The sequence below is a fragment of the Mycobacterium sp. IDUB_24 genome, from assembly GCF_055419385.1.
Genome location: NZ_JBVAXO010000010.1, coordinates 39,045 through 51,840 on the forward strand (window position 1 = coordinate 39,045; position 12,796 = coordinate 51,840).

14 protein-coding genes are annotated in these 12,796 nt (G+C 67.1%); 6 read left to right on the top strand and 8 right to left on the bottom strand.

What is annotated here, in order from left to right; translation table 11 throughout:
• Positions 1-3: 3 nt before the first annotated feature.
• The 3 genes from ACZYZF_RS28430 to ACZYZF_RS28440 form a co-directional block, all read right to left on the bottom strand.
• Complete coding sequence (locus ACZYZF_RS28430) at positions 4-1,074, bottom strand: TobH protein (RefSeq protein ID WP_463837469.1); 1,071 nt, start codon at positions 1,072-1,074, stop codon at positions 4-6.
• Entirely contained in the window at positions 1,071-2,459 is a 1,389-nt protein-coding gene (locus tag ACZYZF_RS28435) for a phosphomannomutase/phosphoglucomutase (protein ID WP_463744638.1), read from the bottom strand. Before ACZYZF_RS28435 ends, ACZYZF_RS28430 begins: the two co-directional genes overlap by 4 nt.
• A 97-nt stretch (positions 2,460-2,556) precedes the next feature.
• A complete protein-coding gene (locus ACZYZF_RS28440; RefSeq protein ID WP_463744639.1) occupies positions 2,557-2,976 on the bottom strand; it encodes a DUF3499 domain-containing protein in 420 nt (139 codons plus the stop codon).
• A gap of 131 nt (positions 2,977-3,107) precedes the next feature.
• On the opposite strand from ACZYZF_RS28440, the gene ACZYZF_RS28445 reads away from it, so the two are divergent.
• Positions 3,108-3,530, top strand: coding sequence for a metallopeptidase family protein (locus ACZYZF_RS28445; RefSeq protein ID WP_463745274.1), 423 nt, complete (start codon positions 3,108-3,110; stop codon positions 3,528-3,530).
• Between the two features lie 43 nt (positions 3,531-3,573).
• On the opposite strand, the gene ACZYZF_RS28450 is transcribed toward ACZYZF_RS28445, so the two are convergent.
• Positions 3,574-3,978 carry a WhiB family transcriptional regulator gene (locus ACZYZF_RS28450; protein ID WP_463744640.1) on the bottom strand — a complete coding sequence of 135 codons (405 nt, stop codon included), beginning with the start codon at positions 3,976-3,978 and terminating at the stop codon, positions 3,574-3,576.
• 294 nt (positions 3,979-4,272) lie between these two features.
• Between ACZYZF_RS28450 and cofD the strand changes: the two genes are divergently transcribed.
• From cofD to ACZYZF_RS28465, 3 genes are read left to right on the top strand one after another with little or no spacing between them, the layout of a single operon-like run.
• Positions 4,273-5,256 (top strand): 2-phospho-L-lactate transferase, encoded by a 984-nt coding sequence (gene cofD / locus ACZYZF_RS28455; protein WP_463837470.1) that lies wholly within the window; start codon positions 4,273-4,275, stop codon positions 5,254-5,256.
• Positions 5,253-6,596 carry a coenzyme F420-0:L-glutamate ligase gene (locus ACZYZF_RS28460; RefSeq protein ID WP_463837471.1) on the top strand — a complete coding sequence of 448 codons (1,344 nt, stop codon included), beginning with the start codon at positions 5,253-5,255 and terminating at the stop codon, positions 6,594-6,596. The genes cofD and ACZYZF_RS28460 overlap by 4 nt, the downstream gene beginning before the upstream one ends.
• Complete coding sequence (locus ACZYZF_RS28465) at positions 6,593-7,141, top strand: NUDIX hydrolase (protein ID WP_463744643.1); 549 nt, start codon at positions 6,593-6,595, stop codon at positions 7,139-7,141. Before ACZYZF_RS28460 ends, ACZYZF_RS28465 begins: the two co-directional genes overlap by 4 nt.
• Here the strand turns inward: ACZYZF_RS28465 and ACZYZF_RS28470 are convergent.
• The 4 genes from ACZYZF_RS28470 to rfbD all read right to left on the bottom strand — a co-directional run bounded on the left by ACZYZF_RS28470 (position 7,138) and on the right by rfbD (position 10,511).
• Positions 7,138-7,494, bottom strand: coding sequence for a DUF732 domain-containing protein (locus ACZYZF_RS28470; RefSeq protein WP_463744644.1), 357 nt, complete (start codon positions 7,492-7,494; stop codon positions 7,138-7,140). The two genes, ACZYZF_RS28465 and ACZYZF_RS28470, sit on opposite strands and share 4 nt — an antisense overlap.
• Positions 7,495-7,658: 164 nt before the next feature.
• Positions 7,659-8,738 (bottom strand): mannose-1-phosphate guanylyltransferase, encoded by a 1,080-nt coding sequence (manB, locus tag ACZYZF_RS28475; protein ID WP_463744645.1) that lies wholly within the window; start codon positions 8,736-8,738, stop codon positions 7,659-7,661.
• Position 8,739: 1 nt separating this feature from the next.
• Complete coding sequence (locus tag ACZYZF_RS28480) at positions 8,740-9,630, bottom strand: glycosyltransferase family 2 protein (protein ID WP_463744646.1); 891 nt, start codon at positions 9,628-9,630, stop codon at positions 8,740-8,742.
• A complete protein-coding gene (gene rfbD, locus ACZYZF_RS28485) occupies positions 9,627-10,511 on the bottom strand; it encodes a dTDP-4-dehydrorhamnose reductase (RefSeq protein ID WP_463837472.1) in 885 nt (294 codons plus the stop codon). Before rfbD ends, ACZYZF_RS28480 begins: the two co-directional genes overlap by 4 nt.
• 67 nt (positions 10,512-10,578) lie before the next feature.
• Here rfbD and ACZYZF_RS28490 point away from each other — a divergent pair, with 67 nt between their 5' ends.
• Together ACZYZF_RS28490 and ACZYZF_RS28495 are read left to right on the top strand one after the other, a co-directional pair.
• Positions 10,579-12,060, top strand: a complete 1,482-nt coding sequence (locus ACZYZF_RS28490; RefSeq protein ID WP_463744648.1) for an LCP family protein — start codon at positions 10,579-10,581, stop codon at positions 12,058-12,060.
• A gap of 25 nt (positions 12,061-12,085) precedes the next feature.
• Complete coding sequence (locus ACZYZF_RS28495) at positions 12,086-12,790, top strand: TIGR03089 family protein (protein ID WP_463837474.1); 705 nt, start codon at positions 12,086-12,088, stop codon at positions 12,788-12,790.
• Positions 12,791-12,796 lie beyond the last annotated feature (6 nt).

Below are 12,796 nucleotides of genomic sequence, written 5' to 3' on the forward strand. Positions count from 1 at the left end.
TTCTTATCCTCGAACCAGTTTCAAATATACGGCCGTCATCTCCATGCGGACAGCCAGAACCGCCAGTTGTTGTTCCGGGCGCCCGACCGGCAGGGGCGTCCCAGCCTGGTCCGGCAAGTCCTCGGCGCCGATCACCGCGATGTCGTCAAAGCCGCTGACCCTTGCCCCCACCAGTTGTCGTTCGGTGTCGGTGATCAAGGCGAACGTACGCATGCGGCGCGGCAGCGGGCCGTCGATCTCCTCGTCGTGGAACAGCGATCGGGCCCCGGGCAGCCCGACCGCTCCGCTGCCGATCGCGGCGAGAACGTCACCCAGTCCGGCGGCGGCCACCACTTCCCCGGCCACGCGCAGCATCACCGTCGCCCCGTGCCGGGCCAGCGCCACCGTGGCCGGATTGTCGCCTGCCAGCACGACAGCGCTGTCCGACATCCGTTCGGCCAGGGTCTTGGCCGGGTTGGTGAACAGTGTTCGCCCTGCGCTGTTACGCAGCGCCTCGGCGTCCAGTTCGTCTGCCAGCGCAGCCAGATCCACTCGCATACCGGGATCCACCACCTGGAGCGCGGCCAGACCGGCGGCCAGGTATCGGGTCAGTCCGAAGTCGTCGGGAACCCACAGCCGGGGTGCCAGTACCACCGCGCGCCCAGCCGCCACATCACGCAACGGGCCTTCGTGCGGCGCGACGATCAACACCCTGGCACCGCGGCGCACGCCGGCTGCCGCCGCGTTCACCAGAGCCGGATCGCCCGGATCGTCACCGGCCACGATCACCACGTCGAGTGCGCCCAGCCACGGCGGGGCCTCGGCGGCCACCACGATCGGGGCGGCGATCGATGCGCTGAGTGCACCCGCCAACATTGCACCCGCATGCTCGGCGGCGCCGCGACCGGCAACCCAAATCACTGTGCGCGGTGGATGATCGGCATGCAACGGGTCGAGCAAGCCTTCCGCCAGGGCTGCGGCGGTGGCCCGCGCCTGGGCACCCGCCATGGCCGCCGCCCGCAGCAGACCGTTGCGATCAGCGGCGAGAAGTCCGTCGCCGTCGTCCAGGTCTACCGTGGCGTCGACGGCGTTCACGGCACCGGCTCGCTCACCCCACGGATCTGTGCCGAAACTCTGTCGACGAGCGCGGCGACGTCCTCGGCAGTGCGCGCTTCCACGTTCAGCCGCAGCAGCGGTTCGGTATTCGACGTGCGCAGGTTGAACCAACTGCCATCGCCGATATCCACCGTGACGCCGTCGAGGTGATCGATGGACTGGATCGAGGTGGCGAACGATTTCAGTACGGCGTCCACACACGCGGGTGCATCGCTGACGGTGAAGTTGATCTCTCCGGACGCCTCGTACCGCTGATAGTCCGCCATGAACTCCGAGAGCGGGCGGTCCTGCTCGCCCAGTGCGGCCAGCACGTGCAACGCCGCGAGCATGCCCGAATCGGCGCCCCAGAAGTCGCGGAAGTAATAGTGCGCCGAGTGCTCACCGCCGAAGATGGCACCGGTCTCGGCCATCAGACCCTTGATGTAGGAATGCCCGACGCGGGACCGCACAGGAGTGCCGCCGCGCTCGATCACCAACTCGGGAACCGCGCGCGAGGTGATCAGATTGTGGATCACCGTGGCGCCGATCTCCCGCTTGAGCTCACGGGCGGCCACCAATGCGGTTACCGCCGACGGCGAGATCGGGCGCCCGAGTTCGTCGACCACGAAGCAGCGGTCGGCGTCACCGTCGAACGCCAGGCCGATGTCGGCGCCGCTGGCCAGTACGTGAGCCTGCAGGTCGACGAGGTTGGCCGGATTCAACGGGTTGGCTTCGTGATTGGGGAAGCTGCCGTCGAGTTCGAAGAACAGCGGGAGAACGGTGGCGCCCGGGATCGGCCCGAGGACCGCGGGCGTGGTGTGACCGGCCATGCCGTTACCCGCATCGACGGAGATACGCAGCGGACGAAGCGTGCTGAGATCGACCAGCGAGCGGAGGAAGGTGCCGTAGTCGTCGAGCACGTCACGATCGGAGATCACGCCCGCCGGGCCGTCATGGGCCGGTATCCCGGCGATCACCTCGTCGGCGATGACGGACAGCCCGGTGTCCTTGCCCACCGGCTTGGCCCCGGCGCGGCACAGTTTGATCCCGTTGTAGGCGGCCGGGTTGTGACTGGCCGTGAACATCGCCCCCGGGCAGTCCAACAGACCCGAGGCGAAGTACAGCTGATCGGTAGAGGCCAGCCCGATTCGGACCACGTCCAAGCCCTGGGCCATCACACCATCGGCGAATGCGGCCGCCAGCGTCGGTGAACTCTCCCGCATGTCATAGCCGATAACCGCCTGTGCGGCGCCTTCGGCGCGGACCAGACGAGCGAACGCACCGCCGACGTCGGCCACGAACGCCTCATCGATTTGGCTACCGACCAGACCACGGACGTCATAGGCCTTGATGACATCGTGAACAGCCGCCGCTGGCCTAGACATATAGCTCCTTGTGAAACGGGATCGTTGGCGCCAGCCTAACCGCCGGGCGGGGTCGACACGTTCACTACTCTTGGGCCGGCCGTCGTCTAATCAGGTCTTAATCGGTGGGATCCGGCAACACCCGCAGGTGCCCGCGACGGCGGCCGTTGGTCTCGGCGGGACGTGCCTGCGGTGCCATCACCGCGCTGGTTCCCACACCGGTGGCGGGATCGGAGAATCCGGCCACCACTCCACCGCGGGGAACGGCACCGGGCTGGCCTTCCCGGACCGCGTCGGCCAGGGCCACCAGATCGTCCTCGTCCGGATGGGTGGGCAACGGACCGGCATGACGGACCAACTCCCAGCCTTTGGGCGCGGTGATGCGACCGGCGTGGCCGACACAAAGGTCCCAGGAATGGGGTTCAGACACCGTGGCCAGGGGTCCGACTACCGCCGTGGAGTCGGAGTAGACGAAGGTCAACGTCGCCACGGCATAGTGCGGGCACCCGGGCCGGCAGCAGCGACGGGGAACATTCACGCAACAGAGATTACTTTGGACGATCGCTGTGCGGTGCCGGACACGCGCAGTGGTCGGGTCCCCGATCTCGAACCGTTACGATCATCGCCGTGGCCCAGCGCAACCCATGGCGATCGCGTCGCGGCCGCGACATGCGCGGACCGCTGCTTCCGCGCACGGTTCCCGGCTGGCGTAGCCGCGCCGAGCGGTTCGACATGACAGTGCTCGAAGCATATGAGCCGATCGAGCGGCGGTGGGCTTCACGGATCAAAGATCTCGATGTCGCCGTCGATGAGATTCCGCGGATGTCGCCGAAAGATCCCGACAGTGTGCAATGGCCACCTGAGGTCATCGCCGATGGCCCGATCGCGTTGGCGCGGCTGATACCTGCCGGGGTTGACGTCAGAGGAAATGCGACCCGGGCTCGAATTGTCTTGTTCCGCAAGCCCATCGAGCGCCGGGTCAAAGGATCCGATGAGCTAGCTGACCTGCTGCATGAAATCCTGGTGGCACAGGTGGCCACCTATCTGGGGGTTGAACCGTCAGTCATCGACCCAACGATCGACGACGACTGACGTCGAGCGCCGCATCATGCGATGAGCGCTCTGCCGGAGAGCGTCAGATGATGCCGCGTTTGAGCCGGCGGCGCTCGCGTTCGGACAATCCGCCCCAGATGCCGAAACGCTCATCGTGCGCGAGCGCATAGTCAAGGCAGGCATCCTTGACCTCGCAGCCTTGGCAGATGCGCTTGGCCTCGCGGGTAGACCCGCCCTTCTCCGGAAAGAACGCCTCCGGGTCGGTCTGTGCGCAAAGCGCACGTTCCTGCCATTGGTCGTCTTCGTCTTCCGGATCAACATCAATGTGTTCGGATACCGAACTCACCGGAACCAGACTCAATTGAGGACGTCCGGCCGCCTCCATCGGTGTCGTTCCCGTGTTGATGTGCGGTGCGTTGTCTACCGAGCCGAGTAGCCGATCGTCAAACCGGACCACATGATCGAAATCGCCGCTCTCATAAGACATTATCCCCCGCCTCCTCACTCGGTCTCGTAGATCCTAAGTGGAGCCCCACCCTTGCGATATGCGGTCACCCCATTCGAACAGTTGATCGAATCTCGGTCCGCGACACCGGAATCGGTCACCGACCGGGAAATGACACATATGTGATTACACACGTGTTAGCTGCCGGGGTCAAGCGCCAGAGCGCGAATTCATACCATCTCGTTATGTCAAATCGGCGCGTCGCGACATCGGCGTGTCCTGCCCGTGACGACGTCGTTTCCATCCGCGCGCCCTCAGCGCTTAGGGTCGGACGTTGTGAAGATCACCGTTCTGGTCGGCGGCGTCGGAGGCGCCCGGTTTTTGCTGGGGGTACAGCATCTGTTGGGCCTCGGCCAGTTCGCCGAGAGCGACAGCAAGCACGAACTCACCGCGATCGTGAACGTGGGTGACGACGCCTGGATGCACGGCGTCCGGATCTGCCCGGACCTCGACACCTGCATGTACACCCTGGGCGGCGGTATCGATCCCGAACGCGGCTGGGGTCACCGCGACGAGACCTGGCACGCCAAGGAGGAACTCGCCGCCTACGGCGTGCAACCCGACTGGTTCGGCCTGGGTGACCGGGACCTGGCCACCCATTTGGTCCGCACCCAGATGCTGCGCGCCGGCTACCCGTTGTCGCAGGTCACCGAGGCATTGTGCAAGCGCTGGTCGCCGGGAGCGCGGCTGCTGCCCGTCACCGACGACCGCAGTGAGACCCACGTGGTCATCACCGACCCCGAAGACGCCGAGAAACGGGCCATCCACTTCCAGGAGTGGTGGGTGCGCTATCGCGCGCAGGTGCCCTCGCACAGCTTTGCGTTCGTCGGTGCGGAACAGGCAACCGCGGCGCCGGGCGTCGCCGAGGCGATCGCCGATGCGGACGTGGTGTTGCTGGCACCGTCGAATCCGGTCGTGAGCATCGGGCCGATCCTGCAGATCCCCGGCGTCCGCGGCGCACTGCGCTCGACCAAGGCGCCGGTGGTCGGCTACTCCCCCATCATCGACGGAAAACCCTTGCGCGGCATGGCTGATGAGTGCCTGTCCATCATCGGTGTGGAATCCACCTCACAGGCCGTCGGCCGGCACTTCGGCGCCCGGTCGGGCACGGGAATCCTGGACGGCTGGCTGGTACACGAGGGTGACGATGCCGAGATCGAGGGCGTCCAGGTGCGCGCGGTGCCACTGCTGATGACGGATCCGTCGGCCACCGCCGAGATGGTGCGGGCCGGCCTCGACCTGGCCGGCGTCCCGCTGTGAGCACCGAGCACGGATCGGCCGATCGGGTCGAGATTCTGCCCGTACCAGGGCTTCCCGAGTTCCGCCCCGGAGATGATCTGGCCGCTGCGCTCGCCGAGGCGGCACCATGGTTGAGCGACGGAGATGTGCTGGTTGTCACCAGCAAGATCGTCTCCAAGTGTGAAGGCCGCATCGTCACCGCACCTTCCGATCCCGACGAGCGTGACGCCATGCGACGCAAGCTGATCGACGGCGAGGCGGTTCGCGTACTCGCACGCAAGGGTCGAACCCTGATCACCGAGAACGCCATCGGGCTGGTCCAAGCCGCCGCGGGAGTCGACGGCTCCAATGTCGACTCGAACGAGTTGGCGCTGCTGCCAACCGATCCCGACAGCAGCGCGCAGGCGTTACGTGAAGGCCTGCGTGAGCGACTCGGCGTCACCGTCGCTGTCGTGATCACCGACACCATGGGCCGCGCCTGGCGCAATGGCCAAGCCGATTTCGCGATCGGCGCCTCCGGGCTCACCGTGCTGCACGGTTACGCGGGCGCTCATGACCGGCACGGCAACGAACTGCTGGTCACCGAGGTCGCAGTGGCCGACGAGATCGCCGCCGCAGCCGATCTGGTGAAAGGCAAGCTCACCGCGATCCCCGTCGCAGTGGTACGCGGGCTGGATCTGACCGATGACGGTTCGAACGCGCGCACGCTGTTGCGCTCCGGCGAGGACGATCTGTTCTGGCTCGGTACGGCCGAGGCAATCGAGATGGGGCGCAGGCAAGCTCAGCTCCTCCGTCGTTCGGTGCGCACATTCTCCGATGAACCGGTCGATCACGCACTCATCGAAGCTGCCGTCGGCGAGGCACTCACCGCGCCCGCACCACATCACACCCGCCCGGTGCGTTTCGTCTGGGTGCGCGACGGCGCCGCCCGCGTGCGGCTGTTGGACCGGATGAAGGACAAGTGGCGCGCCGATCTCGCCGGGGACGGCCGAGATCCCGAATCCGTCGAACGACGCCTGAACCGCGGCCAGATCCTTTACGATGCTCCGGAACTGGTGATTCCCTTCATGGTTCCCGACGGAGCCCACAGCTATCCCGACGACGCCCGTACCCAGGCCGAGCACACCATGTTCACGGTCGCCGTGGGTGCGGCGGTCCAAGCCCTGCTGGTGGCGCTGGCGGTGCGAGAGGTGGGCAGCTGCTGGATCGGCTCCACGATCTTCGCCGGCGATCTGGTCCGTTCCGAGCTCGATCTTCCGTCGGATTGGGAGCCTTTGGGGGCCATCGCGATCGGTCACCCCGACGATCCGCAGCCACCTCGCGACCCGGTATCCACCGATGGCCTGCTGGTGGTGAAGTGAGCGCCGAGAGCCTGCATGCCTCCGCCGTCGAGGTGCTGACGCATTGGCAGACAGCCGATCCCGGCCAGGACACGCTGCGGCATGCGGTGCTGTCGTTTCTCGCGGCCCGTCCCGATGCCTGCCTGCGGGCGTGCGTCCCCGGCCACATCACCGCCTCGGCACTGGTCGTCGACCACACCGGGACCCAGACGTTGCTCACGCTGCATCCCCGCTTCGGCCGGTGGCTGCAACTCGGCGGGCATTGTGAGGAAACGGATTCCGACATTCGCGCAGCTGCATTGCGCGAGGCCACCGAGGAGTCCGGCATCAGCGGGTTGTCCATCGACCCGCAATTGGCCGCACTGCACGTACATCCGGTGACCTGTTCACTGGGTGTACCGACCCGTCATCTCGACATGCAGTTCGTGGTGCGGTCTCCGGCGGGTGCCGAGATCGCGTGCAGTGACGAATCTTTGGATCTTCGGTGGTGGCCCCTGGACGCGCTGCCCGAGGGTACCGACTTCGGCCTGACCCAACTGGCCGCCGCGGCAGCGGAATCCGCCTAGCCCGGAGCCTGCGTACAGTACGCCCGGCGGGCAGCGCGCAGTGCAACCGCGGTCTGCTCCGGTGTGGCCCCGTACTGGGCCGCAGTCTGGTCGATCACCGCCTGGGCGGGCTGGCCGGTGTAGAGATCGCGGCACATCTGGCGGCCCACGGTCAGCAACTGGTCGTCGTCGCCGGGAAAGACGCCGCGCGTGGCTTTGAGATAGTTCGTGTCCTGTGCGGTCAGCGGAATGGGCCAGGCACCCGCCTCTGGCGCGGTAGCCCCCAAACCCGCTCCGAGCACCACCAGTGCCGCAAGCGGCGCCACCACTGTGCGCCGGAAGACCTCCCGTACGATCCGGTGTCCGATGAACATGGCCCTCCCCTTTCGACCATCAAAGCCTAAGGCTCCGCGGGGGCCCGCAAATACACTTTCTCGATCGCCGAGACTACGGTTTCTGACGGATTTCCGCCCAAACTCGTCAGAAGGCGTAGTTTCGGCGCGAGGCAACGCCAACGCAACCCCGCCGACAGCGCGGTCTACACGTCGGTGGAGTACCGGATACCACCGTCCGGGATGGCCACGCCGGGCCATACCCTGGCACCGCGCAACAGTTCGCAGCGCGCACCGATGTCGGCGCCGTCACCGATCACGCCGTCGCGGATCAGTGCCCGCGGGCCTATGCGGGCACCGAAGCCGATGATCGAACGTTCAATCACCGCACCGGCTTCCACGCGCACCCCGTCGAAGATCACCGCGCCGTCCAGCCGTGCGCCGGCACCGATCTCGGCGCCGCGCCCCACCACGGTGCCACCGATCAGCAATGCGCCCGGGGCGACCGCCGCCCCTTCGTGCACCAGTGACTCACCGCGTTGCCCGTTGAGGGCCGGCGTTGGTGCGATGCCACGGACCAGATCGGCGGAGCCGCGGACGAAATCCTCGGGTGTACCCATGTCGCGCCAATAGGAGGCGTCGACATATCCGCACACCTTCAATCCGTCGGTGAGCAGGCCGGGGAACACCTCGCGTTCGACCGACACCGGCCGGCCCTTCGGAATCTGTTCGATGACATGCTTTTTGAACACGTAGCAGCCGGCGTTGATCTGGTCGGTCGGCGGGTCCTGGGTCTTCTCCAGGAATGCCGTCACGCGTCCGTCGGCGTCGGTGGGCACACAGCCGAACGCACGCGGATCACTGACGCGCACCAGGTGCAGCGTGAGGTCGGCCTGGTGGGTGTCGTGTGACTCCAGTAACGCGCCGAGGTCGGCCGCCGACAGGACGTCACCGTTGAACACCATCGCCGTGTCGTAGCGCAATTTGTCGGCCACGTTCGCGATGGCACCACCGGTGCCGAGTGCCTCTGTCTCGGTGACGTATTCGATCTCGAGCCCCAGCTCGGAGCCGTCGCCGAACGCCTCCTCGAATACCTCGGCCTTGTACGAGGTGCCCATCACCACGTGTGTGATACCGGCCTCGGCGATCCGCGCCAGTAGGTGAGTCAGGAACGGCACGCCTGCAGTCGGCAACATCGGCTTGGGCGCCGAGAGGGTGAGGGGCCGCAGCCTGGTGCCTCGTCCACCGACGAGGACGACAGCGTCCACCTCCGCGGGATTGATCACGTCAGTGCCCTTTCGCCTGTTTACGTCGAGAACTACCGACCACCAGGCCCGCACGTGCTGCCAGCGCGCCCCGAATTGTCCACCGTAACGGCGCCTGCCAGGCTGCCGGGTATCGATCGGCCAAGAAAGTGTAGGTACTGCGGTGATGGGCGGCCAAGTTGCGCGCCGGATCACGGCCGGTGGAGTGCCCCTTGTGATGCAGCACCTCCGCCGACGGCACGTAGACGTTCTGCCAGCCGGCCCGGGCGACCCGGTCGCCGAGGTCGACGTCTTCCATATACATGAAGTAGCGCTCGTCGAACCCGCCGACCGCGTCGAAGGCGGCCCGGCGCATCAGCAGGCACGAACCGGACAGCCAGCCCACTTCACGCTCACTCGGCTGTTGCCGGTCCTGCCGGTAGGCCGCGGTCCACGGGTTCGATTTCCAGAACGGGCCCACCACGGCGTGCATGCCACCGCGGATCAGGCTGGGCTGGTGGCGTGCCGACGGGTAGACCGACCCATCGGGATCATGGATCAGCGGTCCGAATGCCCCGGCCTGCGGCCACCGGTGGGCGGCGTCGAGCAGCAGGTCGATCGAATGAGGCCCCCACTGCACGTCGGGGTTGGCGATGACAAAAAATTCCGAGCACTCGGCATCCGATATCTGGGCCGCGCCGCGGTTGACCGCACTGCCGTAACCCAAATTGCCGCCGGTGCGCAGGAGCTGCACGTTCGGGTAGTGCTTTTCGGCCTGTTCAGGCGTTCCGTCCGTCGAGCCGTTGTCGGCCATGATGACCTTCACCGGCCGATCGGTGGCCAACGCCAGCGACGCCAGGAAACGGTCAAGGTGTGGGCCAGGCGAGTACGTCACCGTCACCACCACGAGCGGGCGGACCGCATCCTCAGTCACGGCGTAGAGGGTAGCGGGCCGGACGGGTCCTCATTTCCAACCGCTGCCTCCAGCGCTTCCCGCCAATCCCGCAACGGGGTCAGCCCGGCCTCGGCGGATCGGAGCGCCGACAGCACGGTGTAGGCGGGGCGCGGCGCGGGCCGTGGATGGCGGCCACTGTCGACCGGACGGACCCGCTCGGGATCGGCCCCGACTGCGGCGAAGGTCTGTCGCGCCAGATCGAACCGGCTGGCCGGTCCGGTGTTGACGGCATGCAGCACGCCGGGCCGCACACCGCCGTCGGCGATCTGCAGCAGCGCCGTCACCAGGTCGCCGGTATAGGTCGGCGACCCGGTCTGGTCGGCGACCACATCCACCGGGCCGTCTCCGGCCGCCAGCCTGCGCATGGTCGCCACGAAGTCTTTCCCGTCGCCACCGCGATACACCCAGGCGGTGCGGACGACGTGCGCGTCCGGTTTGGCGGCCAGCACTGCGTGTTCCCCGGCCAGCTTGGTGTGGCCGTAGACGTTGACCGGGCCGGTCACGTCGTCGACCTCATACGGCGTACGACGCTCCCGTGAGATGCCGAACACATAATCAGTGGAGATGTGCACCAGACGGGCGCCGACGTGCGCGCACACCGTAGCGATGTTGCCCGGACCGAGTGCGTTGACGGCGTTGGCCGTGGCCTGGTCGGTTTCGGCAGCATCCACCTGCGTATATGCCGCGCAGTTGATCACCACATCGCCGGGTTCGACGAATTGCCGGACCGAGTCGGGGTTGGTGACATCACATTCAGCAGAGCTCAGGGCCAGCACGTCACGGCCCTCACGACGTCCCTGATCAGCCAATACCCGGCCGACCATGCCGCCGGCCCCGGTGATCACAATCCGTTTCGCCATGCGCCGAGTCTGGCACGCCGGTCCGCGTTACCCGGCTCACGTCCGAGCCGCAAGTAGCCTGGGCACCGTGCGTATCCCCCTCCTCCGCTCCCTTGCTGTCGCCACGGCGTCGGCCGTGGTGCTCGGAACAGGGGTGGCCTGGACCCAGATCCGCTCGTTCGAATCCGGCATCAACCACATCAGCTCGGCGGCGCTCGGCGGCGGCGGCGAGGACGGGGCCATCGACATCCTGCTGGTAGGCATGGATAGTCGCACCGATGCCCACGGCAACCCGCTGTCGCAGGAAGAGCTGGAAACGTTGCGGGCCGGAGACGACGTCTCGACCAACACCGACACCATCATCCTGGTGCGTATCCCGAACAACGGGAAGTCGGCCACCGCCATCTCCATCCCCCGCGACTCGTATGTCGAGGCGCCGGGCTGGGGCAAGATGAAGATCAACGGCGTGTTCGGCGACGTCAAGCTCGAGCGGATGAAGCAGCTGGTGGAGGTCGAGGGCGAGGATCCCGCCGTCGCCGAGCCCAAGGCCACCGAGGCCGCCCGCGAGGAGCTGATCCAGACCGTCGCCTCGTTGACCGGCGTCACCGTCGACCACTACGCCGAGATCGGGTTGCTCGGCTTCGCGTTGATCACCGACGCCCTCGGTGGCGTCAATGTCTGCCTGAAAGATGCTGTCTACGAACCGCTTTCGGGTGCCGATTTTCCGGCCGGCTGGCAGAAGCTCAACGGCCCGCAGGCGCTGAGTTTCGTTCGGCAGCGTCATGACCTCCCGCGTGGCGACCTCGACCGGGTGACCCGCCAGCAGTCGGTGATGGCGTCGCTGGCCCATGACGTGATCTCCAGCAAGACGCTGTCCAGTCCCGGAACCCTGGGGCGGCTGCAGAATGCCGTACAGCGCTCGGTGGTGATCTCCGATGGCTGGGACATCATGAACTTCGTCGAGCAGCTGCAGAAGCTGGCGGGCGGCAGCGTCGCGTTCGCCACCATCCCGATCCTGCGCGAGGACGGCTGGAGCGACGACGGCATGCAGAGCGTGGTCCGGGTGGATCCCGACGATGTTCACCAGTGGGTGTCGGGCCTGTTGCAGGACCAGGACGCGGGCAAGACCGAACAACTCAGCTATTCACCGGAAAACACCACCGTCGAGGTGGTCAACGGCACCGACATCAACGGCCTGGCCGCCGCGGTGTCGCAGGTGCTCGGCAACAAGGGGTTCCTGCCCGGCCCCACCGGGAACCACGAAGGCGCCCCGCCGACGTCCAGCCAGGTGCTGGCCGCCAAGTCCGACGACCTCGGCGCCCAGGCCGTGGCCAAGGATCTCGGCGGGTTGCCGGTGAACGAGGATTCGTCGCTGCCACCCGGCGCGGTGCGGGTGGTGCTGGCCGCCGACTACACCGGGCCCGGCTCCGACGGCATGGACCCGTCCGCGGGCATCGTGGATCCGGCTGCCGCCGGCGACACCTACAGCGATACCGGCGAGCAGAGCCCGCCACCACCGCCGTCGCCGATCCTCAACGCGGGTTCGGACGATCCCAAGTGTGTGAACTGATCGCCGTCGAGTAAAACCAGAGGCTATGAGCACAGTCAGCGCTGCGGTCCTGGACCCGTTGTTGGCCGCGGACCCGGCCGGGCCGCGGATCACCTATTACGACGACGCCACCGGTGAGCGGATCGAATTGTCCACGGTGACCATGGCCAACTGGGCCGCCAAGACCGCCAACCTGTTGCGCGACGAGATGGGAGCGGGCCCGGGGACGCGGGTGGCGGTGATGCTGCCCGCGCACTGGCAGACCGCCGCGGTGCTGCTCGGGATCTGGTGGATCGGTAGCGAAGTGGTGCTGGACGGGGACGCGGACGTGGCTCTGTGCACGCGGGACCGGCTCGACGAGGCCGACGAGGCGGTGTCCGGAGGCGAGGTCGCGGTGCTGTCGCTGGATCCGTTCGGCAAGCCGGCCGCAGATCTTCCCATCGGGGTCACCGACTACGCCACCGCGGTGCGGGTACACGGCGATCAGATCGTGCCCGAGCGTGTCCCCGGCCCCGCGCTGGCCGGGCGATCGGCTGCCGAGGTGTTGGAGGCAGCTCAGAATGCCGCCGCCGCACAGGGTTTCACCGCCGGCGACCGCGTGTTGTCCACCGCGGGCTGGGATACTCCCGACGAGCTCATCGCGCATCTGGTCGCGGTATTCGCCGCCGGTGCGTCGCTGGTACAGGTGGCCAATCCCGATCCCGGCGCGCAGGAGCGGCGTCGCACCACGGAGAAAGTCACCCGCGGCTGACGCTCT

Bases quoted from the DNA above. Each gene is read 5' to 3' on its own strand.
- ACZYZF_RS28435 (WP_463744638.1), bottom strand. From the start codon at position 2,459: ATGTCTAGGCCAGCGGCGGCTGTTCACGATGTCATCAAGGCCTATGAC.
- ACZYZF_RS28445 (WP_463745274.1), top strand. From the start codon at position 3,108: ATGCGCGGACCGCTGCTTCCGCGCACGGTTCCCGGCTGGCGTAGCCGC.
- ACZYZF_RS28450 (WP_463744640.1), bottom strand. From the start codon at position 3,978: ATGTCTTATGAGAGCGGCGATTTCGATCATGTGGTCCGGTTTGACGAT.
- ACZYZF_RS28470 (WP_463744644.1), bottom strand. From the start codon at position 7,494: ATGTTCATCGGACACCGGATCGTACGGGAGGTCTTCCGGCGCACAGTG.
- rfbD (WP_463837472.1), bottom strand. From the start codon at position 10,511: ATGGCGAAACGGATTGTGATCACCGGGGCCGGCGGCATGGTCGGCCGG.
- ACZYZF_RS28495 (WP_463837474.1), top strand. From the start codon at position 12,086: ATGAGCACAGTCAGCGCTGCGGTCCTGGACCCGTTGTTGGCCGCGGAC.